This is a genomic window from Streptomyces sp. NPDC047974 (assembly GCF_040653375.1).
Lineage (GTDB): Bacteria > Actinomycetota > Actinomycetes > Streptomycetales > Streptomycetaceae > Streptomyces.
The window spans coordinates 98,735-124,239 of the sequence record NZ_JBEZNU010000011.1 but is presented as its reverse complement, the minus strand read 5'-3'; the positions used below and the strand labels follow the sequence as shown (position 1 = coordinate 124,239).

General features: G+C 70.4%; 24 protein-coding genes and 2 tRNA genes. 8 read left to right on the top strand and 18 right to left on the bottom strand.

The window, feature by feature from the left end:
• Window positions 1-3: 3 nt before the first annotated feature.
• The 6 genes from AB0E19_RS17980 to AB0E19_RS17955 form a co-directional block, all read right to left on the bottom strand.
• A complete protein-coding gene (locus AB0E19_RS17980) occupies window positions 4-1,053 on the bottom strand; it encodes a 2OG-Fe(II) oxygenase family protein (protein ID WP_362180441.1) in 1,050 nt (349 codons plus the stop codon).
• A 15-nt stretch (window positions 1,054-1,068) separates the two neighbouring features.
• Window positions 1,069-1,629, bottom strand: a complete 561-nt coding sequence (locus AB0E19_RS17975; RefSeq protein ID WP_360604178.1) for a TIGR00730 family Rossman fold protein — start codon at window positions 1,627-1,629, stop codon at window positions 1,069-1,071.
• A gap of 28 nt (window positions 1,630-1,657) precedes the next feature.
• Complete coding sequence (thyX, locus tag AB0E19_RS17970; protein WP_362180436.1) at window positions 1,658-2,422, bottom strand: FAD-dependent thymidylate synthase; 765 nt, start codon at window positions 2,420-2,422, stop codon at window positions 1,658-1,660.
• Between the two features lie 74 nt (window positions 2,423-2,496).
• Complete coding sequence (locus tag AB0E19_RS17965; RefSeq protein ID WP_362180433.1) at window positions 2,497-2,685, bottom strand: hypothetical protein; 189 nt, start codon at window positions 2,683-2,685, stop codon at window positions 2,497-2,499.
• Window positions 2,686-2,921: 236 nt separating this feature from the next.
• Window positions 2,922-3,251: a hypothetical protein gene (locus AB0E19_RS17960; protein ID WP_360604184.1), complete on the bottom strand. Its 330-nt coding sequence runs from the start codon at window positions 3,249-3,251 to the stop codon at window positions 2,922-2,924.
• A 219-nt stretch (window positions 3,252-3,470) separates the two neighbouring features.
• Window positions 3,471-3,543, bottom strand: a tRNA-Ala gene (locus tag AB0E19_RS17955).
• A 127-nt stretch (window positions 3,544-3,670) separates the two neighbouring features.
• Here AB0E19_RS17955 and AB0E19_RS17950 point away from each other — a divergent pair.
• Window positions 3,671-4,222, top strand: a complete 552-nt coding sequence (locus AB0E19_RS17950; protein ID WP_362180429.1) for a DNA-binding protein — start codon at window positions 3,671-3,673, stop codon at window positions 4,220-4,222.
• Window positions 4,223-4,275: 53 nt separating this feature from the next.
• The gene (locus AB0E19_RS17945; RefSeq protein WP_362180426.1) at window positions 4,276-5,553 is read left to right on the top strand and encodes a serine/threonine-protein kinase; all 1,278 of its coding nucleotides are present in this window, start codon (window positions 4,276-4,278) and stop codon (window positions 5,551-5,553) included.
• 1 nt (window position 5,554) lies between these two features.
• Here the strand turns inward: AB0E19_RS17945 and AB0E19_RS17940 are convergent, their stop codons facing one another.
• The 3 genes from AB0E19_RS17940 to AB0E19_RS17930 form a co-directional block, all read right to left on the bottom strand.
• Window positions 5,555-6,895 carry a hypothetical protein gene (locus AB0E19_RS17940; RefSeq protein ID WP_362180423.1) on the bottom strand — a complete coding sequence of 447 codons (1,341 nt, stop codon included), beginning with the start codon at window positions 6,893-6,895 and terminating at the stop codon, window positions 5,555-5,557.
• Window positions 6,896-6,917: 22 nt separating this feature from the next.
• Window positions 6,918-8,828 carry a VWA domain-containing protein gene (locus AB0E19_RS17935; RefSeq protein ID WP_362180415.1) on the bottom strand — a complete coding sequence of 637 codons (1,911 nt, stop codon included), beginning with the start codon at window positions 8,826-8,828 and terminating at the stop codon, window positions 6,918-6,920.
• Between the two features lie 190 nt (window positions 8,829-9,018).
• Window positions 9,019-9,153, bottom strand: a complete 135-nt coding sequence (locus AB0E19_RS17930; RefSeq protein ID WP_208809277.1) for a DLW-39 family protein — start codon at window positions 9,151-9,153, stop codon at window positions 9,019-9,021.
• A 292-nt stretch (window positions 9,154-9,445) separates the two neighbouring features.
• Between AB0E19_RS17930 and AB0E19_RS17925 the strand changes: the two genes are divergently transcribed.
• Window positions 9,446-9,877: a hypothetical protein gene (locus AB0E19_RS17925; RefSeq protein WP_362180412.1), complete on the top strand. Its 432-nt coding sequence runs from the start codon at window positions 9,446-9,448 to the stop codon at window positions 9,875-9,877.
• A gap of 94 nt (window positions 9,878-9,971) precedes the next feature.
• Here AB0E19_RS17925 and AB0E19_RS17920 read toward each other — a convergent pair.
• The 9 genes from AB0E19_RS17920 to dnaA form a co-directional block, all read right to left on the bottom strand.
• Window positions 9,972-10,045, bottom strand: a tRNA-Ile gene (locus AB0E19_RS17920).
• Between the two features lie 101 nt (window positions 10,046-10,146).
• Window positions 10,147-10,713, bottom strand: coding sequence for a DUF3566 domain-containing protein (locus AB0E19_RS17915; RefSeq protein ID WP_362180409.1), 567 nt, complete (start codon window positions 10,711-10,713; stop codon window positions 10,147-10,149).
• Window positions 10,714-10,818: 105 nt separating this feature from the next.
• The gene (gyrA, locus tag AB0E19_RS17910) at window positions 10,819-13,431 is read right to left on the bottom strand and encodes a DNA gyrase subunit A (RefSeq protein WP_362180406.1); all 2,613 of its coding nucleotides are present in this window, start codon (window positions 13,429-13,431) and stop codon (window positions 10,819-10,821) included.
• Window positions 13,432-13,472: 41 nt separating this feature from the next.
• On the bottom strand, window positions 13,473-15,503 hold the full coding sequence (gene gyrB, locus AB0E19_RS17905; protein WP_362180403.1) for a DNA topoisomerase (ATP-hydrolyzing) subunit B: 2,031 nt from the start codon (window positions 15,501-15,503) through the stop codon (window positions 13,473-13,475).
• 379 nt (window positions 15,504-15,882) lie between these two features.
• A complete protein-coding gene (locus AB0E19_RS17900; protein WP_359527801.1) occupies window positions 15,883-16,446 on the bottom strand; it encodes a DciA family protein in 564 nt (187 codons plus the stop codon).
• Window positions 16,443-17,564, bottom strand: a complete 1,122-nt coding sequence (gene recF / locus AB0E19_RS17895) for a DNA replication/repair protein RecF (RefSeq protein ID WP_362180399.1) — start codon at window positions 17,562-17,564, stop codon at window positions 16,443-16,445. Before recF ends, AB0E19_RS17900 begins: the two co-directional genes overlap by 4 nt.
• Window positions 17,565-17,623: 59 nt before the next feature.
• Window positions 17,624-18,499 (bottom strand): phosphogluconate dehydrogenase (NAD(+)-dependent, decarboxylating), encoded by an 876-nt coding sequence (gnd, locus tag AB0E19_RS17890; RefSeq protein WP_362180396.1) that lies wholly within the window; start codon window positions 18,497-18,499, stop codon window positions 17,624-17,626.
• A gap of 123 nt (window positions 18,500-18,622) precedes the next feature.
• Window positions 18,623-19,753 (bottom strand): DNA polymerase III subunit beta, encoded by a 1,131-nt coding sequence (gene dnaN / locus AB0E19_RS17885; RefSeq protein WP_189953483.1) that lies wholly within the window; start codon window positions 19,751-19,753, stop codon window positions 18,623-18,625.
• 864 nt (window positions 19,754-20,617) lie between these two features.
• Entirely contained in the window at window positions 20,618-22,402 is a 1,785-nt protein-coding gene (gene dnaA, locus AB0E19_RS17880) for a chromosomal replication initiator protein DnaA (protein WP_362180391.1), read from the bottom strand.
• Between the two features lie 356 nt (window positions 22,403-22,758).
• Here dnaA and rpmH point away from each other — a divergent pair, with 356 nt between their 5' ends.
• The 5 genes from rpmH to AB0E19_RS17855 are packed head-to-tail and all read left to right on the top strand — an operon-like array spanning window position 22,759 to window position 25,452.
• The gene (gene rpmH, locus AB0E19_RS17875; RefSeq protein WP_015659252.1) at window positions 22,759-22,896 is read left to right on the top strand and encodes a 50S ribosomal protein L34; all 138 of its coding nucleotides are present in this window, start codon (window positions 22,759-22,761) and stop codon (window positions 22,894-22,896) included.
• Between the two features lie 21 nt (window positions 22,897-22,917).
• Window positions 22,918-23,289, top strand: a complete 372-nt coding sequence (gene rnpA / locus AB0E19_RS17870; RefSeq protein ID WP_043222725.1) for a ribonuclease P protein component — start codon at window positions 22,918-22,920, stop codon at window positions 23,287-23,289.
• Window positions 23,286-23,612 (top strand): membrane protein insertion efficiency factor YidD, encoded by a 327-nt coding sequence (gene yidD, locus AB0E19_RS17865; RefSeq protein ID WP_030493766.1) that lies wholly within the window; start codon window positions 23,286-23,288, stop codon window positions 23,610-23,612. Before rnpA ends, yidD begins: the two co-directional genes overlap by 4 nt.
• A gap of 3 nt (window positions 23,613-23,615) precedes the next feature.
• A complete protein-coding gene (gene yidC, locus AB0E19_RS17860; RefSeq protein WP_362180385.1) occupies window positions 23,616-24,908 on the top strand; it encodes a membrane protein insertase YidC in 1,293 nt (430 codons plus the stop codon).
• A 31-nt stretch (window positions 24,909-24,939) separates the two neighbouring features.
• Window positions 24,940-25,452 carry a R3H domain-containing nucleic acid-binding protein gene (locus AB0E19_RS17855; RefSeq protein WP_360604210.1) on the top strand — a complete coding sequence of 171 codons (513 nt, stop codon included), beginning with the start codon at window positions 24,940-24,942 and terminating at the stop codon, window positions 25,450-25,452.
• Window positions 25,453-25,505 lie beyond the last annotated feature (53 nt).

Here is a 25,505-nt window from a genome sequence, read left to right as displayed (position 1 = left end):
GCGTCAGTTCCCGTACGCCCGGCTGAACTTGCCGGTGATGTACGCGCCGGAGCGGACGGGCTCGTGGCGGGCGGGGTTGTCCGGGCCCGTGCAGGTGGGGATGCACTCGATGAGCGCGTCGTACGCGGGCTGGTGGAAGAACGGCACCGAGTACCGCTCCTGTCCGGCCAGTTCACGCGGCGGGTTGACCACCCGGTGGACCGTGCTGACCCACCGGTTGTTCGTCCAGATCGCCATCAGGTCGCCGATGTTCACGACGAACGAGCCCTCGATGTACGGGACGTCGAGCCACTCGCCCGCCTTGTCGAGGACCTGGAGACCGCCGGCGCCCTGGTCCTGGTAGAGGATCGTCAGGCTGCCCCAGTCGCTGTGGACGCCCTTGCGCAGCTGGCCGGGGGCCGGGGGCTCGGGCTGCGCCGGGTAGTAGTTCGCGGTCAGGTTGGTCATGTGGTTCTCGATCTTGTCCTCGAACCAGTCCCCGGGCAGGCCGAGGGCGAGGGCGAACAGCCGCATGATGTCGTCGGCGAGCACCTCCATCGCCGCGTAGTAGCTCCGGTACGCCTCGGCGAATCCGGGCAGCGCGGGCCACTGGTTCGGGGTGGCGAGGGCCTCGTCGGCGTCGGCCGGCAGGGCCCGCCGCCCGTCCGGCTCGCCCAGCCGGTTGACCGTGAAGGTCTCGGAGATGTCCGGAAGGGCGCGCTCCTGCTCGACCTCGGCATCGGCGTTGGAGGCGGCCAGGCTGCCCTTGCGCCCGAAGCCCCGCATCAGCGGGTCGGCCGGGTCGGCCAGCACGCCGTTCTTGACCTCCGCGGGCAGCGCGAAGAACTCGCGGGTGGCCCGGTACATCTCGGCGATGGTGGACTCCGCGACGCCGTGCCCGACGATCACGAGGAAGCCGCTGGTGCGGCACACCTCGTCGATCACCGAGGCGAGCCGGCCGTCCGCCGCCTCGCTCGTCCTCGCCGAGCTCAGGTCGATGACCGGGACGTAGCCGTCCACCACGGTCACTTCGGCGGCCGTGCCGGCCGCGCTCTCCATGTTCAGTACCGACATGGCTTCATCTCTCCCTCAACCCCACCGCGGCGGCGGGGGCTCCCAGTCCCGTACGAGCTCCAGGAAGCCGGCCGCGTCGCCGACGGAGGCGAGGGTCCCGACCTCCTGCTCGCGCAGGAATCCGCTGGACGACATGCGGCAGATCATGCGGTGCATGCGGTCCCAGTAGCCTTCGACGTTCAGCAGCGCCATGGGCTTGCCGTGCCGGCCGAGGATCAGCCAGGCCCAGACCTCGAGGATCTCCTCGACGGTGCCCACGCCGCCCGGCAGCGCCACGAAGGCGTCGGCCAGGTCGGCCATCTTCTGCTTGCGCTGGTGCATGGTGTCGACGACGTGCAGTTCGGTCAGGCCCTGATGGGCGACCTCCGCGTCGACGAGGTGCTTGGGGATCACTCCCGTGACCCGGCCGCCGGCGGCGAGGGCGGAGTCGGCGACCACACCCATGAGGCCGGCCGCGCCCCCGCCGTAGACGATGTCGTGTCCTGCCGCGACCAGTTCCTTGGCGAAGAGGGCGGCAGCCTCCTCATAGACGGCCCGGTTTCCCAGGGCCGATCCCGCGTAGACCGTGACGCGCACGGCCACCTCCTATTTCCCGGTGTTCCGGTCAGGGGCTGACGCGCCCGAACTTCTCGAACGCCTCGTGGGTCAGCGGCATGAGCCGGGCGAACTCCGCCTCCATCTGCTCCGCGACGACCTCGATCTCGCGCTGCGGGTGGGAGACGTACGCGGCGTCCGCGCGATTGGTGCGCAGGCCCAGGAAATGCATGAGGGAACGGGCGTTGCACGTGGCGTAGACGGTGGAGAAGGTCGCGACCGGCAGCACCATGCGCGCCAGCTCACGGGATATGCCCGCGTCGAGCATGCGCTGGTACTCGCGGAAGGCCGACCGGTACGCCTCGCTGGTGGCCTCGCTCATCAGCTCGTAATCCTGCTCGCTGCCCGACACGTAACGGTAGTGGCCGGGCTTTCCCTCCTGCTTGAGCGCGCGGTCGCGGTCCGGCACGTAGAAGACGTTCTTGAGGTCCTTGTAACGGGCGCTTTCCTCGTTGAACGACCACATTCGGTGCCGCATCATGTGGCGGATCGCGAAGATCGGCGCGTGGACCAGGAAGGTCATGGAATTGTGCTCGAAGGGGCTGCCGTGCCGGCTGCGCATCAAATACCGGATGAGACCGCCGATGTATTCTTCGCCGCGCTCCTCCCGGTGCGCCTCCTCGCCGGCGGTGGAGACCCTGGCCGCCCGTACGACGCCCAGGTCGGACGCGGTGTGGTCGACGAGCTCCACGGAGATCTGGCTGCGGAGCTCGATCTCGGGGCCGAGGAGGGCGGTGGTGGCGGTCTCGGTCTCGAGGGCGGGGCTGATCGTCATGGTGTGTCCTCCGGGTGACTGGACAGGTGTGTGGGGGAAATATCGGCTGGAGCTCGGCTTTCCGGCCGCCTCGCTCAGTCCCAGCCGTGGTCCGCGGGCGTGTCGGTGGTCACCACCACGGGGGTGGACGAGACGACCGGCTCGCCGGCGGCCGCGATCCCGCCCGAGGCGAGGACGGCGAGACCGGCGGCGGTGGCGATCGCCGCGGTCCGCACGATGCGGCGGGCGGCGGAGGTCTTCGTCGTCAGGGCGGTGATCGACATGCTCAGGGCTCCTGTTCCCGGTGCGTGGGCGGCTCGTCCGCTCACGACTTCATTCTTGGAAATCGACAGGAGCCGAATAAGGTCAGACTTGTGCAGTGCACAAGTCTGAATCCACTGCGGGAACATGCAGCAGACGGCATTCCGCTTGCACATCTGCACGGCACACATGACAAAGCCCCGTGCCCGCCGTTGACATGAAGTCGACGGCGGGCACGGGGCCGGGCGGATCGGCGCCCCTATCGGTCAATTCCGCAGAACACCCTCCCGCTTCCGAGCGGAATACCGGATTCTGCGGGGACATTCTCCCGGGGACCGGTCCGGTCCCGGTCGTGGACCTCCCGGACGGCGGTCGTGGCGGTGACCACCGCGGCCCGCGCCAGGCTGAGCGCCTCGCGCGCGGAGTCGAGGTCGCGCTCGGGCAGTCGTACGACGACGTCGGTGGCGCACTCGATGAGGTGCAGCGCCGCCCGGGCCAGCCGGTCATCACAGGGAAAACCCTGCTGGACCGCCTTGTGGGCGGTCTCCAGCAGCTGAGCGGCGCTCAGCGCGCTCTCCTTCGTGTCCAACTCTCTGACCTCCCTGGGGAAAGGGACACACTTCTGGCCAGAGAGACTGTGGGCCCGCCCGACGGGCCGGCATAAGGGTCACAGGAGTGCAGCTGCACGGACCTGCACCCAGGGGACGCGCGGAGCCGCGGCCGGCCGAGACTGCGGCGCAACCAGGACAGAGACACCAAAAATGCCCCCCGAAACTGCGTTCCCGCAGGTCGGAGGGCATTCTTCCGGTGGAGCCTAGGGGAGTCGAACCCCTGACATCTGCCATGCAAAGACAGCGCTCTACCAACTGAGCTAAGGCCCCGGAACGAGAACAGCGTACCGGTTCCCCCCCTGTCCCGGGCAAAAGGTGGGGACTCCCGGTGAACGACCACGCTCCGTAAGATGCTGACCGGGGTTCGCAGTGGCGAACCAAGGGATGGGGAGAAGTGATGGACGCAGCGCAGCAGGAAGCCACGGCAAGAGCCAGAGAGCTTCAGCGCAGTTGGTACGGAGAGCCGCTGGGGGCGCTCTTCCGTCGGCTGATCGACGATCTCGGGCTCAACCAGGCCCGTCTGGCCGCCGTGCTCGGGCTCTCCGCGCCCATGCTGTCCCAGCTGATGAGCGGCCAGCGGGCCAAGATCGGCAACCCGGCCGTGGTCCAGCGCGTCCAGGCCCTCCAGGAGCTCGCCGTGCAGGTCGCCGACGGCAGCGTCAGCGCCGCCGAGGCCACCGACCGCATGGACGAGATCAAGAAGTCCCAGGGCGGCTCGGTCCTCACCGCCACCAGCGGCCAGTCCGCCAACGGCTCGGGCGCCCCCACCGTGCGCCGCGTGGTCCGCGAGATCCAGTCGCTGTTGCGCTCCGTGGCCGCGGCCGGGGACATCATCGACGCCGCCGACTCCCTCGCCCCGGCCCACCCGGAGCTGGCAGAGTTCCTCCGGGTGTACGGAGCCGGGCGCACCGCGGACGCGGTCGCCCACTACGAGTCGCACCAGAACTGACACGGCACACGCACGACTGACGACGGACGACGGACGGGGAGCGGCGCAGCGCGATGGGTGAGGTCTTCGCCGGCAGGTACGAGCTGATCGACCCGATCGGGCGGGGTGGGGCCGGCGCGGTCTGGCGCGCCTGGGACCACCGCCGCCGCCGCTACGTGGCGGCCAAGGTCCTCCAGCAGAGCGACGCGCACACCCTGCTGCGCTTCGTCCGCGAGCAGGCGCTGCGGATCGACCATCCGCACGTCCTCGCCCCGGCCAGCTGGGCCGCCGACGACGACAAGGTCCTCTTCACGATGGACCTGATCGCCGGCGGTTCGCTCGCCCACGTCATCGGCGACTACGGCCCGCTGCCGCCCCGCTTCGTGTGCACCCTCCTCGACCAGCTGCTCTCGGGCCTGGCGACGGTGCACGCGGAGGGCGTCGTCCACCGGGACATCAAGCCGGCCAACATCCTGATGGAGGTCACCGGCGCGGGCCGCCCGCACCTGCGCCTGTCGGACTTCGGCATCTCGATGCGCAAGGGCGAACCCCGGCTCACCGAGACCAACTACGTCGTGGGCACGCCCGGTTACTTCGCGCCCGAGCAACTCCTCGGCGCCGAGCCCGACTTCACCGCGGACCTGTACGCGGTCGGGCTCGTCGGGCTCTATCTGCTGCACGGCACCCGGCCGGACTCGCAGGCCCTCGTGGAGCACTTCCTGGCCCATGGCACCCCGCCGGCCCCGCAGAGCGTGCCGGAGCCGCTGTGGCAGGTCCTGGCCGGGCTGCTGCAGCCCGATCCGCAGGCCCGCTTCCGGACGGCCACGGGCGCGCGGAAGGCGCTGAGCGCCGCCGTGGAGATGCTGCCCGAGCCGGCGGCCGGCGAGGAGCCGGTGGAGATCTTCGACCAGCTCGGCCCGCTGCCGGCCGGCTTCGGGCCCGAGGGCCCGGTGGCCCGCCCGGTCCAGGACGCCCCGCCGCCGGTCCAGGACGCCGTGCGGACCCCGCCGGTCCCGGCCGCCGCGCCCGGCGCCGTGCCGCCCGGGGCCGTACCGCCCGCGCCGGTCCCGCAGCCCGCCCCGGGGACGTACGGGCAGCCGTACCCGCAGCCCCACCAGCCGGTGCCCGCGGCCTCCGTGACGGGCAGCTTCCACCTGCCCCCGCCGGCGCCCCACCCCGCCCCGCTCACCGCGCCGAACCCGTACACCGCCGCTCCGCCCGCCCAGGCGCCCACGCAGGCGCAGGCGGTCCCCGTACGGCGTCCGGGACCGCCCCCGAAGGTGGCGGTCCCGGTGCTGCTGCTCGCGCTGGTGTCGCTGGCGGTCGGCTTCTGGGCCCTGACCCAGGTGTAGGTCAGCGGGCCGCCCTGCGGGCCAGCAGCGTCCAGGCGCCGAGGCCGACGAGCAGGACGGTGCCGAGGCCGAGGCCGCCCGCCGCGACGACGGCCATCGTCGAGTCGCCGGCGGCCTCCGCGCCCGTCGCGCCGTTCGCCGCCGCCTCCCGGTCCCCGTCGGTCACCCGGAAGATGCCCGGGTCCCCGGCGTAGTCGGGGCCGGGCTGCTTCGTCCCGGTCACGTCGACCCGCAGGATCAGCGGCAGCGGCTGGTCCCCGTACTCCTCGGCGATCTCCGGGTGGAGCGTGGCGGTCAGGTAGTACCAGCCGGCGAACCGCATGCCGCTCGTGCCGGTCTCGTACGCGGAGCGGTTCTTGTGGTCGACCGGCCGCTGCGGGTCGAGGGCGGTCCTGGCCGGGTCGCCGCTGTAGCTCACCGTCTGGAGGTCGACGAAGCCGCGCGCCGGGTTGGCGAGGCCGAGCGCGAGCGCGTTGCCGACCGACTCGTCGCCCGCGTCGCTGCTGCCCAGCTCGGCGGTGGTGAAGAGCTGCTGGCCCCAGTCGACCGGCACCCGCCAGTAGAGGGTCTGGCCGGGCCTGATGTCCGCCCGCCACTCGCCCTTGTCCAGGGAGACGGCGTCGTGGAAGCCGTTCCCGCCCTGCCGCTTCTTCTGCTCGGCGGCGACCGGCGCGGGCGTCCCCGAGGGCCAGGACTCGGGCAGCTTGTCCGGCCCGTTCTTCGTCAGCAGCGGCTCGGTGACGTGCTGCAGCTCCAGCTCCCAGTCGTCCGGGGTGGAGGTGGTGTCCGACTCCCGCTCGACGACCACGTAGTACGTGCCGGCCTCCTGGCAGCCGGAGGCGTCCGGGTCGACGATCCGGCGCGCGTAGGCGGCCAGCGGCCGCACGTACTCGCCGGACCCGAAGTCGACGTCCTGGTAGCCGCACTCGATGCCGGTGCCGTCCTGGACGGAGATCCGGAAGCCGTCGCCGTACGCGGCCTTCCCGCCCGGCTTGGGCACGGCGACCGCGGAGACGTACGTGTTCTTCGACGTGTCCAGGTCGAGCCGGTAGTAGAGCTTGCCGTCCTTCTTCAGGGTGTCCCGGTAGGTCGCGCCCGGCGCCAGCGGCTTGGCGTCGGCGCTGGAGGCGGCGCCCGCGATGCGCTGCGCCGAGGGGTCGAAGGAGTACGCGGGCAGGGGGGCCGCCTCGGCCGCCCAGGCGGCCGGCGCGGCGACCGCACCGACCGCGGCCGCGGCCGTCAGGAGCGCCGCGGCCTTCCGCGTCCGGGCCGCGGCCCTCCCCCGACGCCCGGACCGGAGCCCGGCCCCGTTCCCGGTCGTGGCCCCCGCCTGCGTGCTCACGCGCTTCTCCTCGTCGTGTCCGTCACCGCGCCCTGCCCCGTCCCGGCCGGACGCCGAGGACGACCCCCGCGAGCAGGAGGAGCGCTCCGCCGCCGACCGCCAGGGCCGTCGTGCCGGACCATCCTGCCCCGCCGGCGGCTCCGGTGTCCGCACCGGGGCCGGATTCACCCCGCTGCGCGGCCTCCTCGGAGGTCAGCACGCGCGCGTGGTGCTCGGGTCCGGCCTTCGCCTCCCCCACGACCCGTACGCGCAGCACGAAGCCGATCTCGGGATCGCGGGCGATCCGGGCCGCGTCGGCGCCGAGGGTGACGGCGATGTAGTGGCTGCCCGGGAGGTGGACGGCGGTCACGTTCCGGTTCGGCTCGTAGCGGTTCGTCCAGGCGACCGGGACGGTGCCCATGCGCAGCCGGGCCGGCTTCCCGGTGTAGAGGGTCTGGGAGTCGAAGACGCCGGTGCCGCGGCCGACCGGCTCGCGGGCCGGGGTGTACACCTCGGTCCCGCCGTACGAGTGGACCGGGCCGACGAGGCCGGTGACGGTCGGCTCGTTGCCGAACTCGACGTCGTAGCGCAGCTGCTGGCCCCAGCCGACCGGCACCTTGTACCAGCGGGTCTGGGCGGGCAGCAGCCGGTCGCGGTAGATCCCGGTGCCGATTTCCCTCGCGTCGTTGAAGCCGGTGCCGCCCCGGACGTCCCGCGGCTCTCCCGCGGGCAGTACGGCCTTGGGCCCGCCGGCGCCGTACTCGGACTCGGACTGCGCCGGCACGGTCCCGGCCGGCAGCGGCTTCTCGACGGAGAGCAGCAGCTCGACGGGCCAGCGGGCGGCGTCCGAGCCGGGCTTGCTCGCGCGCTCGACGGTCAGCCAGTAGCGGCCGGGCCGGTCGCAGGCGGAGTACCGCTTCTGGGTGGGGATCCGGGCCACGGCCGAGGTGAGCGGCACGGCGCCCTCGTCCTGGTGGAAGATCTCGCTGCGGGTGTCGCAGGAGCCTTCGTCGCCGATCGAGGAGATCCAGACGACGGCGGTGGTCAGCTTGTCGACGGTGTCGACGGCGGCGCCGGGCTGGGGGACGGCCGTGGCCGCGAAGTGGGCGGTGGAGTCGGCGTCGAGCTCGGTCGCGTAGTAGCGGGTCTCGCCGGGGCCGATGGTGTCGAGGTACTGCCCCGGGGCGAGTCCGGGGGCGCCGGTCCGCGCGGGCGTGCCGCGCACGGGCGTGCCGCGGAGCCGGTAGCCGTCGGCGGAGAGCCGGGCGGCGCGCTGGAGCTGGCGGGCGAGCGCGTCGGCGTCGGGGGCATCGTAGTAGCGGCCGTTGCCGGCCTCCGCGACGCACTCCAGCTCCGCGCGGGCCCTGCCGGCCACCTGGAAGCCGACGGTGTCGATCCGCAGCCCGACGCCCTGGCGGGCGAGCTCGGCGGCGACCTCGCAGGGTTTCGGGGTGCCGCAGGTGTCCTCGCCGTCGGAGACCAGCAGGATCGTGCGGGTGGCCGGGGCGCCCGGGGAGGGCCGTGGCAGGTCCTCGGCGGCCTTGCGGAGGGAGAGCCCGATGGGCGTGTCCCCCTTGGGCGCGAGCGCCGCCACGGCGGCCTTCAGCCCGGCGCGGTCGAGCGGGGCGACCGGGCGGGCCAGGCGGGTGTCGTCGCAGCCGCTCGCCTTGTCGGCGCCGTAGACGCGCAGTCCGGTGGGGTGGCCGTCGGGAAGGCCGTCGACCACGGTCCCGATCGCGTCCCGGGCCGCCGCCATCCGCGTCCGTCCTCCGGTTCCGGCGCCGCCCACCGGGTCGGCCATGGAGCCGGAGGAGTCGAGCACCATCACCAGGGCCCCGCCGGGCGCGGTCCCGGTGCCTTCCTCGGCCGCCGCCCCCGGCGCCGGGCCGAGCAGCAGCGCGAGTACGCCGGCCAGCGCGCCTCCCGCCGCGGCCCTTCGTCGTCCTGTGGTCACGCCGTCCCCCGGTCGTCCTTGTTCGCGAGCACTCAACTTTGCCACTGCAAGCTAGTGATTTGCTCGGGTGAATTCAAGGACTTTGTGTCACGACCCGGGAACAGCAGGTAGGACCACGGGCCCGGGAGACGCGAAGATCCCGGCCGCGCGAGGCGCGGCCGGGATCTTCGGACTTCGGATGGGGTGGGTCTCAGACACCGGAGCCGGACGGGACCGAGTCGGTCGCCTCCGTCCACAGGTCCTGCTCGGCGCGATCCGCCTGGATCTGGCGGTACACGAGGAGCCCGCCGATGGCGGCCAGTGCGACCAGGAGCAGCTTCTTCACCGCGCGACCTCGTCTTTCGTTGACGTAGGAGACTTCTGACGCCCACTCTACACATCGACCGATACCGATCGGTGACCTGTGCGAGCGCCAAACCTCACACGCCGGGATCCCCCCGGACCGACGAATCGCCGGGGCACGGCGCGCCCCCGCGGCCCGGGCCACGGACCAGGACGGCGGAAGCCCCGCTACCGCTCGTGACGCCTGCGGTCGCGATGCCGCGGGATGGCGGAGATCCTGTCAGGGGAGCGCGGTCGGCCTCGCATGGACCGCGCGGAACAGGAAGGTGACGGCCATGGCGGCGATGCCGAACGGGACACGTCAAGGACACCGGGGGCCGGACAGCGGCGACAGACTCAGCGGCCCGACCGTGTTCGCCGGGGCCGTGATGCTGCTCAGCGGCCCGCTGAGCATCCTCATGGGGGCCGCCGGCATCGCCCGGGACAACATCTTCGTCGTGTCCCAGTACGTCTATCGCTTCGACCTGACCGCCTGGGGCTGGATCCACATCGTGGTCGGGCTGGTGCTCGTCGTCGCCGGCATGGGAGTCGTGAGCAACCAGAGCTGGGGTCGCGGAGCGGGCGTGGCGGCGGCGGGCATCAGCCTGATCACCCAGTTCATGTTCATCCCGTACTACCCGGCATGGGCGATCACCGTGATGGTGCTCGACCTCGCGATCATCTTCGCGCTGACGAGGTTCCACCTCGGAACCGACGGCGGCCACTGACCCGAAACCCACCGCCCGGACTCACCCGTCCGGCCGGCACAAGCCGTATACGCCGAAGACCCCCGACCGTGACGGTCGGGGGTCTTCGTGTTTGTGGGGCTAACAGGATTTGAACCTGTGGCCTCATCCTTATCAGGGATGCGCTCTAACCAACTGAGCTATAGCCCCGTCGCGCTTCGCGGTTTGTTTCCCCGCCGCGCTGACTCCTGAACATTAGCGCACGTGGGGGCCAGTCCCAAAATCGGTTCGTGGACCGGCCCCCTCGCGAACTACTCGTCCTCGGCCAGCGTCAGCTCGACGCCGCCGACGAAGCCGGCGGACAGGTTGTAGATGAACGCGCCGAGGGTCGCCAGGGCCGTCATCAGGACCACGTCGATCACCGCGATCACCGAGGTGAACATGAGGACCCGCGGCAGCGAGAGGAAGGACTGCAGGTCGAAGCCGTTGGACTCGTTCGAGCCCGTGGCCTCGCTGATCGTCCCGCCGACCGTCGAGAAGACGCCCATGGCGTCCATGACCATCCACAGCACCGCCGCCGCGACGACCGTGCAGATGCCCAGCGCGATGGAGAGCAGGAAGCTCACCTTCATCACCGACCACGGGTCGGCCTTCGCCACCCGCAGCCGCGCCTTGCGGGTCCGGGGCGTGGTCCGCGCCCCGGTCCGCGGCCGGCGCACGGCACCCGTGGTGCCGCCGCGCGCCTGACCGCCCTGCGTCGGGGCGCCGTAGGCCTGCGGCGGGTGGTACGGGCCCTGCTGCTGCCCGCCCTGCCGCTCGCCGGGCAGCGGCCCGCTGTAGGCCTCGTAGGGGGGCTGCTGCCCCCGTCCGTCCGTCACCGCACCCCCCTGGGAGTCCGTGGCCGAGCCACGGGCGCCGTACGCACCGGCACCTGCAGAAGCTCCGGCAGCCGCCGAACCGGCGCCCGTGGCTCCACTCACGCTCTACTCCTCGTGATCCCCGGTCGCAGGCTCCGTGCCCTCGACCGATCCCTCGGCCTCGACTGCCTCGACGGCACCCTCGGCGTCGACGACGTCCTCGCCGTCCTCGTCCTCGCTGCCGGCCTCGGCGTTGCGTGCGATGCCGACGACGGCATCGCGCTTGCCCAGGTTGATCAGCTGGACGCCCATGGTGTCACGGCCGGTCTCCCTGACTTCGTTGACTCGCGTACGAATCACACCGCCGGAGAGCGTGATGGCGAGGATCTCGTCGGTCTCCTCGACCACCAGCGCGCCCACGAGCGAACCGCGGTCCTCCACGATCTTGGCGGCCTTGATGCCGAGGCCGCCGCGGCCCTGGACGCGGTACTCGTCGACGGGGGTGCGCTTCGCGTACCCGCCGTCCGTCGCGGTGAAGACGAACGTACCGGGCCGGACGACATTCATCGAGAGCAGTTCGTCGTCCTCGCGGAAACTCATGCCCTTGACGCCCGAAGTGGCGCGTCCCATCGGACGCAGCGCGTCGTCCGTGGCGGTGAAGCGGATCGACTGCGCCTTCTTGGAGATCAGCAGCAGGTCGTCCTCGGAGGAGGCCAGCTCGGCGCCGATCAGCTCGTCGGCGACGCCTTCGGCGCCGTTGTCCCGCTCACGCAGATTGATCGCGATGACACCGCCGGAGCGCGGCGAGTCGTAGTCCTTCAGCGCGGTCTTCTTCACCAGGCCCGAGCGGGTGGCGAGGACCAGGTACGGCGCGGCCTCGTAGTCGCGGATCGCCAGGATCTGGGCGATCTGCTCGTCCGGCTGGAAGGCCAGCAGGTTGGCCACGTGCTGGCCGCGGGCGTCCCGGCCGGCGTCCGGCAGCTCGTACGCCTTGGCCCGGTAGACCCGGCCCTTGTTCGTGAAGAAGAGCAGCCAGTGGTGGGTGGTGGAGACGAAGAAGTGGTCGACGATGTCGTCCTGCTTCAGCTTCGTCCCGCGCACGCCCTTGCCGCCGCGCTTCTGCGAGCGGTAGTCCTCGGTCTTCGTCCGCTTGACGTAGCCGCCGCGCGAGATCGTGACGACGATGTCCTCCTCGGCGATGAGGTCCTCGATGGACATGTCACCGTCGAAGGGCACCAGCTTGGAGCGCCGGTCGTCGCCGAACTTCTCGACGATCGCGGTCAGCTCCTCGCTGACGATGCCCCGCTGCTTCTCGGGCGAGGCGAGGATCGCGTTGTACTCGTTGATCTTCGCCTGGAGCTCGTCGTGCTCGGCGATGATCTTCTGGCGCTCCAGGGCGGCGAGCCGGCGGAGCTGCATCTCCAGGATCGCGTTGGCCTGGATCTCGTCGATCTGGAGGAGGGTCATCAGGCCCTCGCGGGCGACCTCGACCGTGTCGCTGCGCCGGATGAGGGCGATGACCTCGTCGATCGCGTCGAGCGCCTTGAGGAGGCCGCGCAGGATGTGGGCCCGCTCCTCGGCCTTGCGCAGCCGGAACTTCGTCCGGCGGACGATGACCTCGATCTGGTGCGTCACCCAGTGGCGGATGAACGCGTCCAGCGAGAGGGTGCGCGGCACGCCGTCGACGAGCGCCAGCATGTTGGCGCCGAAGTTCGTCTGGAGGTCGGTGTGCTTGTACAGGTTGTTGAGGACGACCTTGGCGACCGCGTCCCGCTTGAGCACGATGACCAGGCGCTGGCCGGTCCGGGACGAGGTCTCGTCGCGGACGTCGGCGATGCCGCCGATCTTGCCGTCCTTCACCAGGTCGGCGATCTTCTGCGCGAGGTTGTCCGGGTTGACCTGGTAGGGCAGCTCGGTGACCACCAGGCACTGGCGGTTCTGGATCTCCTCGACCTCGACGACCGCGCGCATCGTGATGGAGCCGCGACCGGTGCGGTACGCCTCCTCGATGCCCTTGCGGCCGACGACGAGCGCGCCGGTGGGGAAGTCGGGGCCCTTGATCCGCTCGATGAGCGCGTCGAGGAGCTCCTCGTGGCCGGCCTCGGGGTGGGCCAGGTACCACAGGGCGCCCTCGGCGACCTCGCGGAGGTTGTGCGGCGGGATGTTGGTCGCCATGCCGACCGCGATGCCGGCGGAACCGTTGACCAGCAGGTTCGGGAAGCGCGCCGGGAGGACCGTCGGCTCCTGGTTGCGGCCGTCGTAGTTGTCCTGGAAGTCGACGGTCTCCTCGTCGATGTCCCGGACCATCTCCATCGACAGCGGCGCCATCTTGCACTCGGTGTAGCGCATGGCGGCGGCCGGGTCGTTGCCCGGGGAGCCGAAGTTGCCGTTGGAGTCGACGAGCGGCATCCGCATCGACCAGGGCTGGGCGAGGCGGACGAGCGCGTCGTAGATCGAGGTGTCGCCGTGCGGGTGGTACGTACCCATGACGTCGCCGACGACGCGGGCGCACTTGTAGAAGCCCTTCTCGGGCCGGTAGCCGCCGTCGTACATCGCGTACAGCACGCGCCGGTGGACGGGCTTGAGGCCGTCCCGTACGTCGGGCAGCGCGCGGGACACGATGACGGACATCGCGTAGTCGAGGTACGAGCGCTGCATCTCGGTCTCGAGCCCGACGGGCTCGATGCGCAGCACCGGCTCTTCTTCTTCGGTGGTCACGGGGGGGTTCTCGTCGGCCATTGCTGGTCGTCAGTCCTTTCGTACGGTCAGCTGAGACCGACTCAGATGTCGAGGAAGCGAACGTCCTTGGCGTTGCGCTGGATGAAGGAGCGCCGCGCCTCGACGTCCTCGCCCATCAGCACCGAGAACAGGTCGTCGGCCTGCGCGGCGTCGTCCAGGGTGACCTGGCCGAGGACCCGGTGCTCGACGTCCATGGTGGTGACGCGCAGCTCCTCGGCGTTCATCTCGCCGAGACCCTTGAAGCGCTGGATCGAGTCGTCCTTGATCCGCTTGCCGTTCTGCTTGCCCAGCTCGACCAGGGCGTCGCGCTCGCGGTCCGAGTACGCGTACTCGAAGTCCTCCCGGCCCCACTTGATCTTGTAGAGCGGCGGGCGGGAGAGGTACACGTGCCCGTGCTCGATCAGCGGCCGCATGAAGCGGAAGAGGAAGGTGAGCAGCAGGGTGTTGATGTGCTGGCCGTCGACGTCGGCGTCCGCCATCAGAATGATCTTGTGATAGCGGAGCTTCTCGATGTCGAAGTCCTCGTGCACACCGGTACCGAAGGCGGAGATCAGCGCCTGGACCTCGGTGTTCTGGAGGATCTTGTCGACGCGGGCCTTCTCGACGTTCAGGATCTTGCCGCGGATCGGCAGGATGGCCTGGTACATCGGGTTCCGGCCGGACTTGGCGGAGCCGCCGGCGGAGTCACCCTCGACGATGAAGATCTCGCACTTGGTGGGGTCGTTCGACTGGCAGTCGGAGAGCTTGCCCGGGAGGGAGGCCGACTCCAGGAGGCCCTTGCGGCGGGTGAGGTCGCGGGCCTTGCGGGCGGCCACGCGCGCGGTCGCGGCGTTGATGCCCTTGCGGACGATGTCCGCGGCCTCGTTCGGGTTGCGGTCGAACCAGTCCGTCAGGTGCTCGTGGACGACCTTCTGGACGAAGGTCTTCGCCTCGGTGTTGCCGAGCTTCGTCTTGGTCTGGCCTTCGAACTGCGGCTCGCCGATCTTGATCGAGATGATCGCGGTCAGACCCTCGCGGATGTCGTCGCCCGTGAGGTTGTCGTCCTTCTCGCGGAGCAGCTTCTTCTCGCGCGCGTACTTGTTGACGAGCGTCGTCAGCGCGGCGCGGAAGCCCTCCTCGTGGGTACCGCCCTCGTGGGTGTGGATCGTGTTCGCGAAGGAGTACACGCCCTCGCTGTACGAGGAGTTCCACTGCATCGCGATCTCGGCGGAGAGCAGGCGCTCCTTGTCCTCGGCCTCGATGTCGATGACGGTCGGGTTGATCAGCTCGCCCTTGCGCGAGTTGAGGTACTTCACGAAGTCGACGATGCCGCCCTCGTAGTGGTACGTCACCGTGCGGGCGGCCGGCTCGGCGGCGGCCTCGGCGTCCGGGTCGTCGGCGCCGACCGTGGCCTTGGCGGACTCGCGCTCGTCGGTGAGCGTGATCGTCAGGCCCTTGTTGAGGAAGGCCATCTCCTGGAAGCGGCGGGAGAGCGTCTCGAAGGAGTACTCGACCGTCTCGAAGATGTCCGGGTCGGACCAGAACGTGACCGAGGTGCCGGTCTCGGAGGTCTCCTCGTGCTGCGCGAGGGGCGCGGTCGGGGCACCCATCTTGTAGTCCTGCGTCCAGCGGTGGCCGTCGGTCTTGATCTCGACGGAGACCTTCGTGGACAGGGCGTTCACGACGGAGACGCCGACGCCGTGCAGACCGCCGGAGACGGCGTAGCCGCCGCCGCCGAACTTTCCGCCCGCGTGGAGGACCGTCAGCACGACCTCGACGGCCGGCTTGCCCTCGGACTCGACGATGCCGACGGGGATGCCGCGGCCGTTGTCGACGACGCGGACGCCGCCGTCGGCGAGGATCGTCACGTCGATGGTGTCCGCGTGACCGGCCAGCGCTTCGTCGACCGAGTTGTCGACGACCTCCTGCACCATGTGGTGCAGGCCGCGCTCTCCGGTCGAGCCGATGTACATGCCGGGGCGCTTGCGCACCGCATCCAGGCCTTCGAGGACCTGGATGTTGCTGGCGGTGTACTGAGTGTTCTCGTTGGGGTTGCCGGAATCGGCCACGAAGCGCCCTTTCTGGCACAGCACAGGCCGTGCTCCGGGCATAGGGGAGCCGGCTGCGTCGTTCGACAGTTCCGCAGTGTGGCGGGATTGTCTTCCAGTCTACCGGTACCGCCGACACTCATGGGGGTTTGCCGGTACCTGAATGCGCATGTGCCGCCCTCCGCGCCCCCGAGACGACTCCCCATATCCGGACAGGGGCTCCAGAGCCCTCTGACGGCCACCTAGCGCTTCGAGTGGTGACGGGTCGTGGCGCCCGGCCGTGGGCAGGTGTCCCGCCCCGTTGCGGGCATGCGTTCCGCCGGGGCCGGGGGTCCCCCCGGACGGAGTCCGGGGGAGGGTGGGCACGACGCCCCGCGCACGGCGCCCGACTGCTTGGACCCGCACCCCGAGGACCGTCCCCGTACTACCCGTACGTATCCCCGGGCCCCACGGAGCCAGGCGCCCGCAACGGCCCGTACCCCCGCCGCGGCCCGCTCCCAGGCCCCAGCACCTTGATCAGCCGCACGGTCCCGTGCCCGAGGTCCTCGTTGAGCCGGGCGACCAGCGTGGGCGCCAGCAGCCGCAGCTGCGTCGCCCACGCGGTGGAGTCGCACTGCACGGTCAGCACGCGCGCGTCCGGTTCCTCCTCGTACCGCACCGGTACGCAGTGCTTCGCGAGGTCCTCCCCGACGATCTGCGGCCACCGCCCCATCACGCCGCCGACGGCCGCCGGCGTCTCCCAGCCCCGCTCGGCGAGCAGCCGGTTGATCGCGGCGCCGAGCGCCATCGGGTCGCGCCCGTCGGCACGCGCACCGGAGCGCAGCCCGCCCCCGCGCCTGGCCTGCTTCTTCTGCTGCGCGGCCGCCCCACGCGCGCGTGCCTGCTCCTTGGCGGCGCGCAGCGCGACCCGGGCCAGGTCCACACCCGAGGGCTCGGGGGCCGCGGGCTTGTCCACAGCCTGTGGGGAAGTTTCGTCGGCGGCGCTCATACCCGCTCCACCGTCCCTCCGGTCACCGCGTACCGCGTCCCCTTGAGGACGTCCGGCACGTCGTCGTCGACCGCCGCCGTCACCAGGACCTGCTCGCCGTCGGCCACCAGCTCCGCGAGCCGCTCGCGCCGGCGCGCGTCCAGCTCGGCGAAGACGTCGTCGAGGACGAGGACCGGCTCGTTGCCCTCGGAGCGCAGCAGGTCGTACGAGGCGAGGCGCAGCGCCAGCGCGTACGACCAGGACTCGCCGTGGCTCGCGTACCCCTTGGCGGGCAGGTCGCCGAGGCGCAGCAGCAGCTCGTCGCGGTGCGGGCCGACGAGGGTGACCCCGCGCTCGATCTCCTGCTTGCGGGCCTCGGCGAGGGCGGCGATCAGCTGCTCGTACAGCTCCTCGCGGGTCAGTCCGGTGCCGGGCGCGGAGGGCCGGTACTCCAGCAGAATCGGTCCGCCTCCGGGCGCGAGCTGCTCGTACGCCTTGTCCGCGAGCGGCTGGAGGGTGTGGACGAGGTCGAGCCGCTGGGCGAGCAGCTCGGCGCCGGCCCGGGCCAGGTGCTGGTCCCAGACGTCGAGCGTGGAGAGGTCCATGCCGCGGCCGCCGTGCCGGCGGGCCATGGCGGCGGACTTCAGCAGGGTGTTCCGCTGCTTGAGCACGCGCTCGTAGTCGGAGCGCACGCCCGCCATGCGCGGCGCGCGCGCCGTGATCAGCTCGTCGAGGAAGCGCCGGCGCTCCCCGGGGTCGCCCTTGACCAGCGAGAGGTCCTCGGGCGCGAAGAGCACGGTCCGCACGATGCCGAGCACGTCACGGGGGCGGACCTGCGAGGACCTGTTGACGCGGGCGCGGTTGGCGCGGCCGGGGTTGAGTTCGAGCTCGACCAGCTGGGAGCGCTCGCCCTGGGTGACGGCGGCCCGGATGACGGCCCGGTCGGCGCCCATCCGCACCAGCGGGGCGTCGGAGGCGACCCGGTGGCTGCCGAGGGTGGCGAGATAGCCGACGGCCTCGACGAGGTTGGTCTTGCCCTGGCCGTTCGCCCCCACGAACGCGGTGACGCCCGGGTCGAGGGGTACCTCGGCCCGGGCGTACGAGCGGAAGTCGGCCAGCGAGAGATGCGTGACGTGCATGGTGGGCGCCGGCCTTCCCCCGGTCGCTGTGCACCGGGTGGTGCACAGCCTGTGGATTGCTACTTCTTCTCGACCGCGTGGCCGCCGAACTGGTTGCGCAGCGCGGCGATCATCTTCATCTGCGGCGAGTCGTCCTGGCGGGACGCGAACCGCGCGAACAGCGACGCGGTGATCGCCGGCAGCGGTACGGCGTTGTCGATGGCGGCCTCGACGGTCCACCGGCCCTCGCCGGAGTCCGACGCGTAGCCGCGCAGCTGGTCCAGGTGCTCGTCCTCGTCGAGGGCGTTGACCGCGAGGTCGAGCAGCCAGGAACGGATGACCGTGCCCTCCTGCCAGGAGCGGAAGATCTCGCGGACGTTCTCCACCGAGTCGACCTTCTCCAGGAGCTCCCAGCCCTCGGCGTAGGCCTGCATCATGGCGTACTCGATGCCGTTGTGGACCATCTTCGCGAAGTGGCCCGCGCCGACCTTGCCGGCGTGCACGGAGCCGTACTCGCCCGCGGGCTTGAGGGCGTCGAAGATCGGCTGGACCTTGGCGACGTCCTCGTCGGAGCCGCCGTACATCAGGGCGTAGCCGTTCTCCAGGCCCCACACGCCGCCGGAGACACCGCAGTCGACGAAGCCGATGCCCTTGGCGGCGAGCTCCTCGGCGTGCTTCTCGTCGTCGGTCCAGCGGGAGTTCCCGCCGTCGACCACGACGTCGCCGGGGGAGAGCAGCTCCGCCAGCTCGTCGATGGTGGACTGGGTCGCCGCACCGGCGGGGACCATGACCCACACGACGCGCGGCCCCTTGAGCTTGCCCACAAGCTCTTCGAGGCTGGGGACATCGGCGAGGTCCGGGTTGCGGTCGTATCCGATGACGGTGTGGCCTGCGCGGCGGATGCGCTCGCGCATGTTGCCGCCCATCTTGCCGAGACCGATGAGACCGAGCTCCATCAGAGTGTTCCTTAAGCGTCGTGTGCGGTTCCTACCCGGGTCCGAGCCTACGCCCGGACCCGGCCGCACACCTGTGGGGTCAGCCGCTCAGTCGAACCCCCTCCGACACCCGGCGAAGAGGCGTCAGCCGCTCAGCCGCACCGGCATGATCAGGTACTTGTAGGCCTCGTCGGCCTCCGCGTCCACGGCCGGGCGGCCGCTGAGCAGCGCCGGCTTGGTGGAGGTGGTGAAGGAGAGCTGGGCGACGGGGGAGTCGATCGCGCTCAGGCCGTCCAGGAGGAAGGTCGGGTTGAAGGCGATCGAGATGTCGTCGCCGTCGAGCTGCGCGTCGACCCGCTCCACAGCCTGTGCGTCGTCGCTGGAGCCGGCCTCCAGGATGAGGACGCCCTGCTCGAAGCTGAGGCGGACCGGGGTGTTGCGCTCGGCGACCAGGGCCACGCGCTTGACGGCCTCCACGAAGGGGGCGGTCTCGATCACCGCGACCGAGTTGAACTCGGTGGGGAAGAGCGTGCGGTACTTCGGGAGGTCGCCCTCCAGGAGGCGGGTGGTGGTGCGGCGGCCCGCGCCCTCGAAGCCGATCAGGCCCTCGCCCTTGCCGGAGCCGGAGAGCGCCAGGGTGACGGTGTCGCCGCTGGTGAGCGCCTTGGCGGTGTCCAGGAGCGTCTTCGCGGGCACCAGGGCCACGGCGGAGGCGTCCGGGGACTCCGGCTTCCACAGGAACTCGCGGACCGCGAAGCGGTAGCGGTCGGTGGAGGCCAGGGTGACCGTGTCGCCCTCGATCTCGATGCGCACACCGGTGAGGACGGGCAGCGTGTCGTCACGGCCGGCGGCGATGGCCACCTGGGCGGCGGCGGCCGCGAAGACCTCGCCGGGCACGGTGCCGGTCGCGGTGGGCATCTCCGGCAGCGCCGGGTACTCCTCCACAGGAAGGGTGTGGAGGGTGAAGCGGGAGGAGCCGCAGACCACGGTCGCCCGTACACCGTCTGTGGAGATCTCCACCGGACGGTTGGGGAGGGCGCGGCAGATGTCGGCGAGAAGACGGCCGGAGACGAGGACGGTGCCGTCCTCCTCGACCTCCGCCTCGACGGAGACGCGGGCGGAGACCTCGTAGTCGAAGCTCGAGAAGCTCAGCGCGCCGTCCTCGGCCTTCAGCAGAAGGCCCGCGAGTACGGGAGCCGGCGGACGGGCCGGAAGGCTGCGGGCCACCCACGCCACCGCCTCCGCGAGTACATCGCGCTCCACCCGGATCTTCACCGGAACCGCCTCCTGCTTGTTGCTGGCTCTTCGTCGACTGCGGGATCCAGTCTGACGTACGCCGCCGACACTCGGTGCGGCTCGGGGTCAAGTCGCGACGAGAGCGCGTCGGGGCTCCGGCGCCGAGTTGTGCACAGCCCCCGCTTCAAAGCGATTCCCGGGCTAACTATGAGTGGCAGTAGTAGTAGGTCCTGTGGAAACCGTGGATAACGTCGTCCATGCAGGTCAGAGCCTGTTTTTTGTCCACTGCCCCTGTGGGTGGAACCAGTGGAAAACCACGGTTCTCTGTGGACGCCGGAAAGTTCTGCACACCCCATGCACAGGCAAGGGGGAGTTCTCCCCAGTGCTGTCCCCAGCTTTCCCCAGGTTCCCCACAGCCCAAACGTCTCCCTTGGTGTGACGCCTTTCACTCCGGCCGGTGAGAGGGGGTGTTGTGTTGCCGAACAGTGGACAGCGGTGTGGAGAAGCTGTGGGCAACCGGCCTGCCCCTGTGGGTAGCCAGTGGACAACTCTCCGGAGCCCCTGTGGACGAAAGATTCATCCACAGGCTGTGGAAATCGTTTGCCAACAAATCCACACCCCTCTGAGCTGGAGTGATGAACTGTCACCCGCTCTGCCTGTGGACACAATCCGGATAACTCGACAGTCCCCACCCTGTGGACGGGAGATCATCCCCCAATCTGTGGAGAACCCGCCACCGGAACGGAGTAATCGAACAGGGCCGTCCGGGCCAGCGCCCCGTCCTGGCGTCCGCTCGCCACCGTCGGACCCCCTCCACAACGCCGAAGGGCGCCCCGGGAGGTGTCCCGGAGCGCCCTTGGAGGCCGTGCGGAGAGGCCTGTCAGCCGTGTGCGGAGAGGCCGGTCAGCCGTTCTTGATGCGGTTGGTCAGCTCGGTGACCTGGTTGTAGATGGAGCGCCGCTCCGCCATCAGGGCGCGGATCTTCCGGTCCGCGTGCATGACGGTCGTGTGGTCGCGGCCGCCGAACTGCGCGCCGATCTTCGGCAGCGACAGGTCGGTGAGCTCCCGGCAGAGGTACATGGCGATCTGGCGGGCCGTCACCAGGACCCGGCTGCGCGAGGACCCGCAGAGGTCCTCCACCGTCAGCCCGAAGTAGTCGGCCGTGGCCGCCATGATGGCCGGCGCCGTGATCTCCGGCGAGGAGTCCTCGCCGCCCGGGATCAGGTCCTTGAGGACGATCTCGGTGAGGCCCAGGTCCACCGGCTGCCGGTTGAGGCTCGCGAAGGCCGTCACCCGGATCAGCGCGCCCTCCAGCTCACGGATGTTCCGCGAGATCCGCGAGGCGATGAACTCCAGCACCTCCGGCGGGGCGTTCAGCTGCTCCTGCACCGCCTTCTTGCGGAGGATCGCGATGCGCGTCTCCAGCTCCGGCGGCTGCACGTCGGTGGTGAGTCCCCACTCGAAACGGTTCCGCAGCCGGTCCTCCAGGGTCACCAGCTGCTTGGGCGGCCGGTCGGAGGAGAGCACGATCTGCTTGTTGGCGTTGTGCAGGGTGTTGAAGGTGTGGAAGAACTCCTCCTGCGTCGACTCTTTGCTCGCGAGGAACTGGATGTCGTCGACCAGCAGGATGTCCACGTCGCGGTAGCGCTTGCGGAAGGCGTCGCCCTTGCCGTCGCGGATCGAGTTGATGAACTCGTTGGTGAACTCCTCCGAGCTCACGTACCGCACGCGCGTGCCCGGGTAGAGGCTCCGCGCGTAGTGCCCGATGGCGTGCAGCAGGTGGGTCTTGCCGAGCCCCGACTCGCCGTAGATGAAGAGCGGGTTGTACGCCTTCGCCGGCGCCTCGGCCACCGCGACCGCGGCCGCGTGCGCGAAGCGGTTCGAGGAACCGATGACGAAGGTGTCGAAGAGGTACTTGGGGTTCAGGCGCGCGTGCGGCTCGCCGGGCCCGCCGGAGCCCGCGCCGGTGCCGCCGAGCGAGCCCTGGCCGATGCCGGGCCCCACGCCCTGGCCGCCGGGACCCGGGCCGGGGCGCGGTCCCGCCCCCGGCGGCTCGGGCAGCTCGGAGCGCTCGGGCCGCTGCGGCTGCTCGTAGCCGCGGGAGGACTCGTCGTAGCGCGGCCGTCCGGACGGGTCGGGGGACGCGGGGCCGGTGTACGGGGCGCGCTCGGGGAATCCGCCGAGGCGCGGCTGCTGCCAGGAGAGGTCCTCCTGGGAGCGCGGCCAGGCGCCCGGCTCGGGGCGCGGCGGCTGCTGGTAGTCCGGGTAGGCCGGGCGCGCGGTGGGCAGCCCGTCGTCGGGGAGCGCGCGGTGACCGTAGCCGTCGTACTTCTCGTACGGCTCCGGCTGCGGGCGCTCGCCGTAGTGCGGCGGCTGCGGGGCGTGGCCCGGGGAGGGCGCCGGGGGCTGCTCGCCGACGGAGTCGTCGACGGTGATCGCGATCCGGATCGGCCGGCCGCACTCACGGCTGAGGGTGTCGCTGATCAGAGGGGCCAGCCGGCCCTCCAGGACGCGCTTGCCCCATTCGTTGGGGACGGCGAGCAGCGCCGTGTCGGCGACCAGGGCGAGCGGCTGGCAGCGCTCGATCCACTGTTTGTCCTTGGGCTCGATGCCCTGCTGTCCTTCTCCGAGCAGCTGATCGAGCACGCGTGGCCACACTGCGGCAAGATCAGCAGGTACGTCAGCCACAGGGCACGCTTTCTCGCAGGTCCCACGAATGTGTGGTTCTCGGGACGATAAGAACAGAACGGAAGAGATAGTCGAGTCCAGCCACGGTAGTCGCGGCGGATGAGGTCGTTCAAGTTGTTGTCCACAGCCTGTGCACAAGCGGGCCCATCGACGGGTCGGTTTGACCGGATGGCGTAACCGCGCGTACCGTAACCAGGTCGAGTTGTCGATGGCTGCTGCCGCCTGCCTCCGATGGGCAAAGACCACCTTGTGTGGTCGCGTAGCGGTGCACTCGAGCGTATGCGAGCTACTCGTGGGCGCACGGTGACAGCCAGGCGATGTCCCGCCACCACCCGAATCATTTCTGGAGCCCCCGAGTGAGCAAGCGCACCTTCCAGCCGAACAACCGTCGTCGCGCGAAGACCCACGGCTTCCGCCTGCGCATGCGTACCCGTGCCGGCCGCGCCATCCTGGCGAACCGCCGTGCCAAGGGTCGCGCGAGCCTGTCCGCCTGATCCACCTAAACAGGTCATGACGTGCTGCCTACCGAGAATCGGCTGAGGCGGCGCGAGGACTTCGCAACCGCGGTACGTCGAGGACGCCGGGCCGGTCGCCCGCTCCTCGTCGTCCACCTACGAAGCGGTGCAACGGACCCGCACGCGCCTGGGGAGAGCGCTCCCCCGACGCGTGCGGGTTTCGTCGTGAGCAAGGCCGTGGGCGGTGCGGTCGTCCGCAACCAGGTGAAGCGTCGTCTGCGCCATCTCGTCCGCGACCGGCTCTCCGCGCTGCCCCCCGGTAGCCTGGTGGTCGTACGGGCGTTGCCCGGAGCCGGTGACGCCGACCACGCCCACCTGGCCCGCGACCTGGACGCCGCCCTCCAGCGGCTGCTGGGAGGGGGTACGCGATGAAGTACCCGTTCCTCGCCCTCATCAAGCTGTACCAGTGGACGATCAGCCCGCTTCTGGGCGACGTCTGCCGGTACTACCCGTCGTGTTCCCACTACGGATTCACGGCCATAGACCGGCATGGCGCGATCAAGGGCATCGCCCTGACCGCCTGGCGCATCCTGCGGTGCAATCCCTGGTCGCCCGGCGGAGTGGACCATGTCCCCCCGCGGAAGCGTCCGCGCTGGCACGAGATGCTCAGGAACGCGCTGCGCGGCGACAAGGGCGGGATCTCCGCCGAGACGAGCCCGGCCGCAGAGACCTCGCCCAATGCTCAAGGAGCCTGATTAGTGGACACGATTGCCAGTCTGTTCAGCTTCATCACCTGGCCCGTTTCCTGGGTCATCGTCCAGTTCCACAAGCTGTACGGGGCCATCTTCGGCCCCGACACGGGCTGGGCCTGGGGCCTGTCGATCGTGTCCCTCGTGGTGCTGATCCGTATCGCGCTGATCCCGCTCTTCGTGAAGCAGATCAAGGCGACCCGGAACATGCAGGCGCTCCAGCCGAAGATGAAGGCGATCCAGGAGCGCTACAAGAGCGACAAGCAGCGTCAGTCCGAAGAGATGATGAAGCTGTACAAGGAGACGGGCACCAACCCGCTCTCCTCGTGCCTTCCCATCCTCGCCCAGTCGCCGTTCTTCTTCGCCCTGTACCACGTGCTGTCCAACATCGCGTCGGGCAAGGAGATCGGTGTCCTCAACCAGGACCTGGTCAACAGCGCCCGTGAGGCGCACATCTTCGGCGCCCCGATCGCCTCGAAGTTCATGGACTCCCCCGAGGCCGTCGCGGCCCTCGGTGCCTCGCTGACCGATGTCCGCATCGTCACCGCGATCATGATCGTCCTGATGTCGGCCTCGCAGTTCTTCACCCAGCGCCAGCTGATGATGAAGAACGTCGACCTCTCGGTGAAGACCCCGTACATGCAGCAGCAGAAGATGCTCATGTACATCTTCCCGGTGATCTTCGCCGTCATGGGCATCAACTTCCCCGTCGGTGTCCTCGTCTACTGGCTGACCACCAACGTGTGGACCATGGGCCAGCAGATGTACGTGATCAACCAGAACCCGACCCCGGGCAGCAAGGCGCAGGACTCCTACCTTCAGCGTCTGCTGAAGAGCGTCACGCACCACGGTGAGATCCGCAGCCGTCGCCACAAGGCCGTCGTCAAGGCGATCGTCGCCAAGGGCTCGGACCGCAACGAGAACGAGCGCCGCTTCATCGGCGGTCTCGCCAAGGCCGGCTTCGCCGCGCAGGCCGACGGCACCGTGGTGAAGAGCGACGCCGCCGTCGCCGAGGCCGAGGGCACCGCCGCCCCCAAGCGCCAGCAGCCCAAGCGCCAGACCAAGGCCCAGCGCCAGTCCGGCGGCCAGCAGGCCAAGGGCGACGAGACCGTCGAGGAGACGGCCGAGGAGACCGAGGGCGAGGCCGCCCAGGACTCCGAGCCGAAGACCTCGCTGGAGAAGAAGCCCGAGACGCCCGCCAAGGGCGGCGCGCAGGGTGGCGGCCGTAGCCGCGCCAGCTCCGGCGGCTCCCGCCAGCGCAAGGGCCAGCAGCGGCCCAAGCACCCGTCCTCCAAGAAGTAGAAGCGTCCACGTAGCTAGAAGGAGTCCATCCGTGACGGAAGGCACCACCTCCGCCGCCGCCGAGGGTGGCGACACCCTGACCCGCCTTGAGCAGGAGGGTGAGATCGCGGCCGACTACCTTGAGGGTCTGCTCGACATCGCCGACCTCGACGGCGACATCGACATGGACGTCGAGGCGGACCGGGCCGCGGTCTCGATCATCAGCGACTCCGGCAGCCGCGACCTGCAGAAGCTCGTGGGCCGCGACGGCGAGGTGCTGGAGGCGCTCCAGGAGCTGACCCGCCTCGCGGTGCACCGGGAGACCGGTGACCGCAGCCGTCTGATGCTCGACATCGCCGGCTTCCGGGCGCAGAAGCGCACGGAGCTGGCCCAGATCGGCGCCAAGGCCGCGGACGAGGTCAAGGCCTCCGGCGAGCCGGTCAAGCTGGACCCGATGACCCCGTTCGAGCGCAAGGTCGTGCACGACGCGGTCGCCGCCGCCGGTCTGCGCAGCGAGTCCGAGGGCGAGGAGCCGCAGCGCTTCGTCGTCGTTCTCCCTGCCTGACCTCTCTCCTCGCGTCGGCCCCGTCTGTTCGTAGACGGGGCCGATCTTTGTCA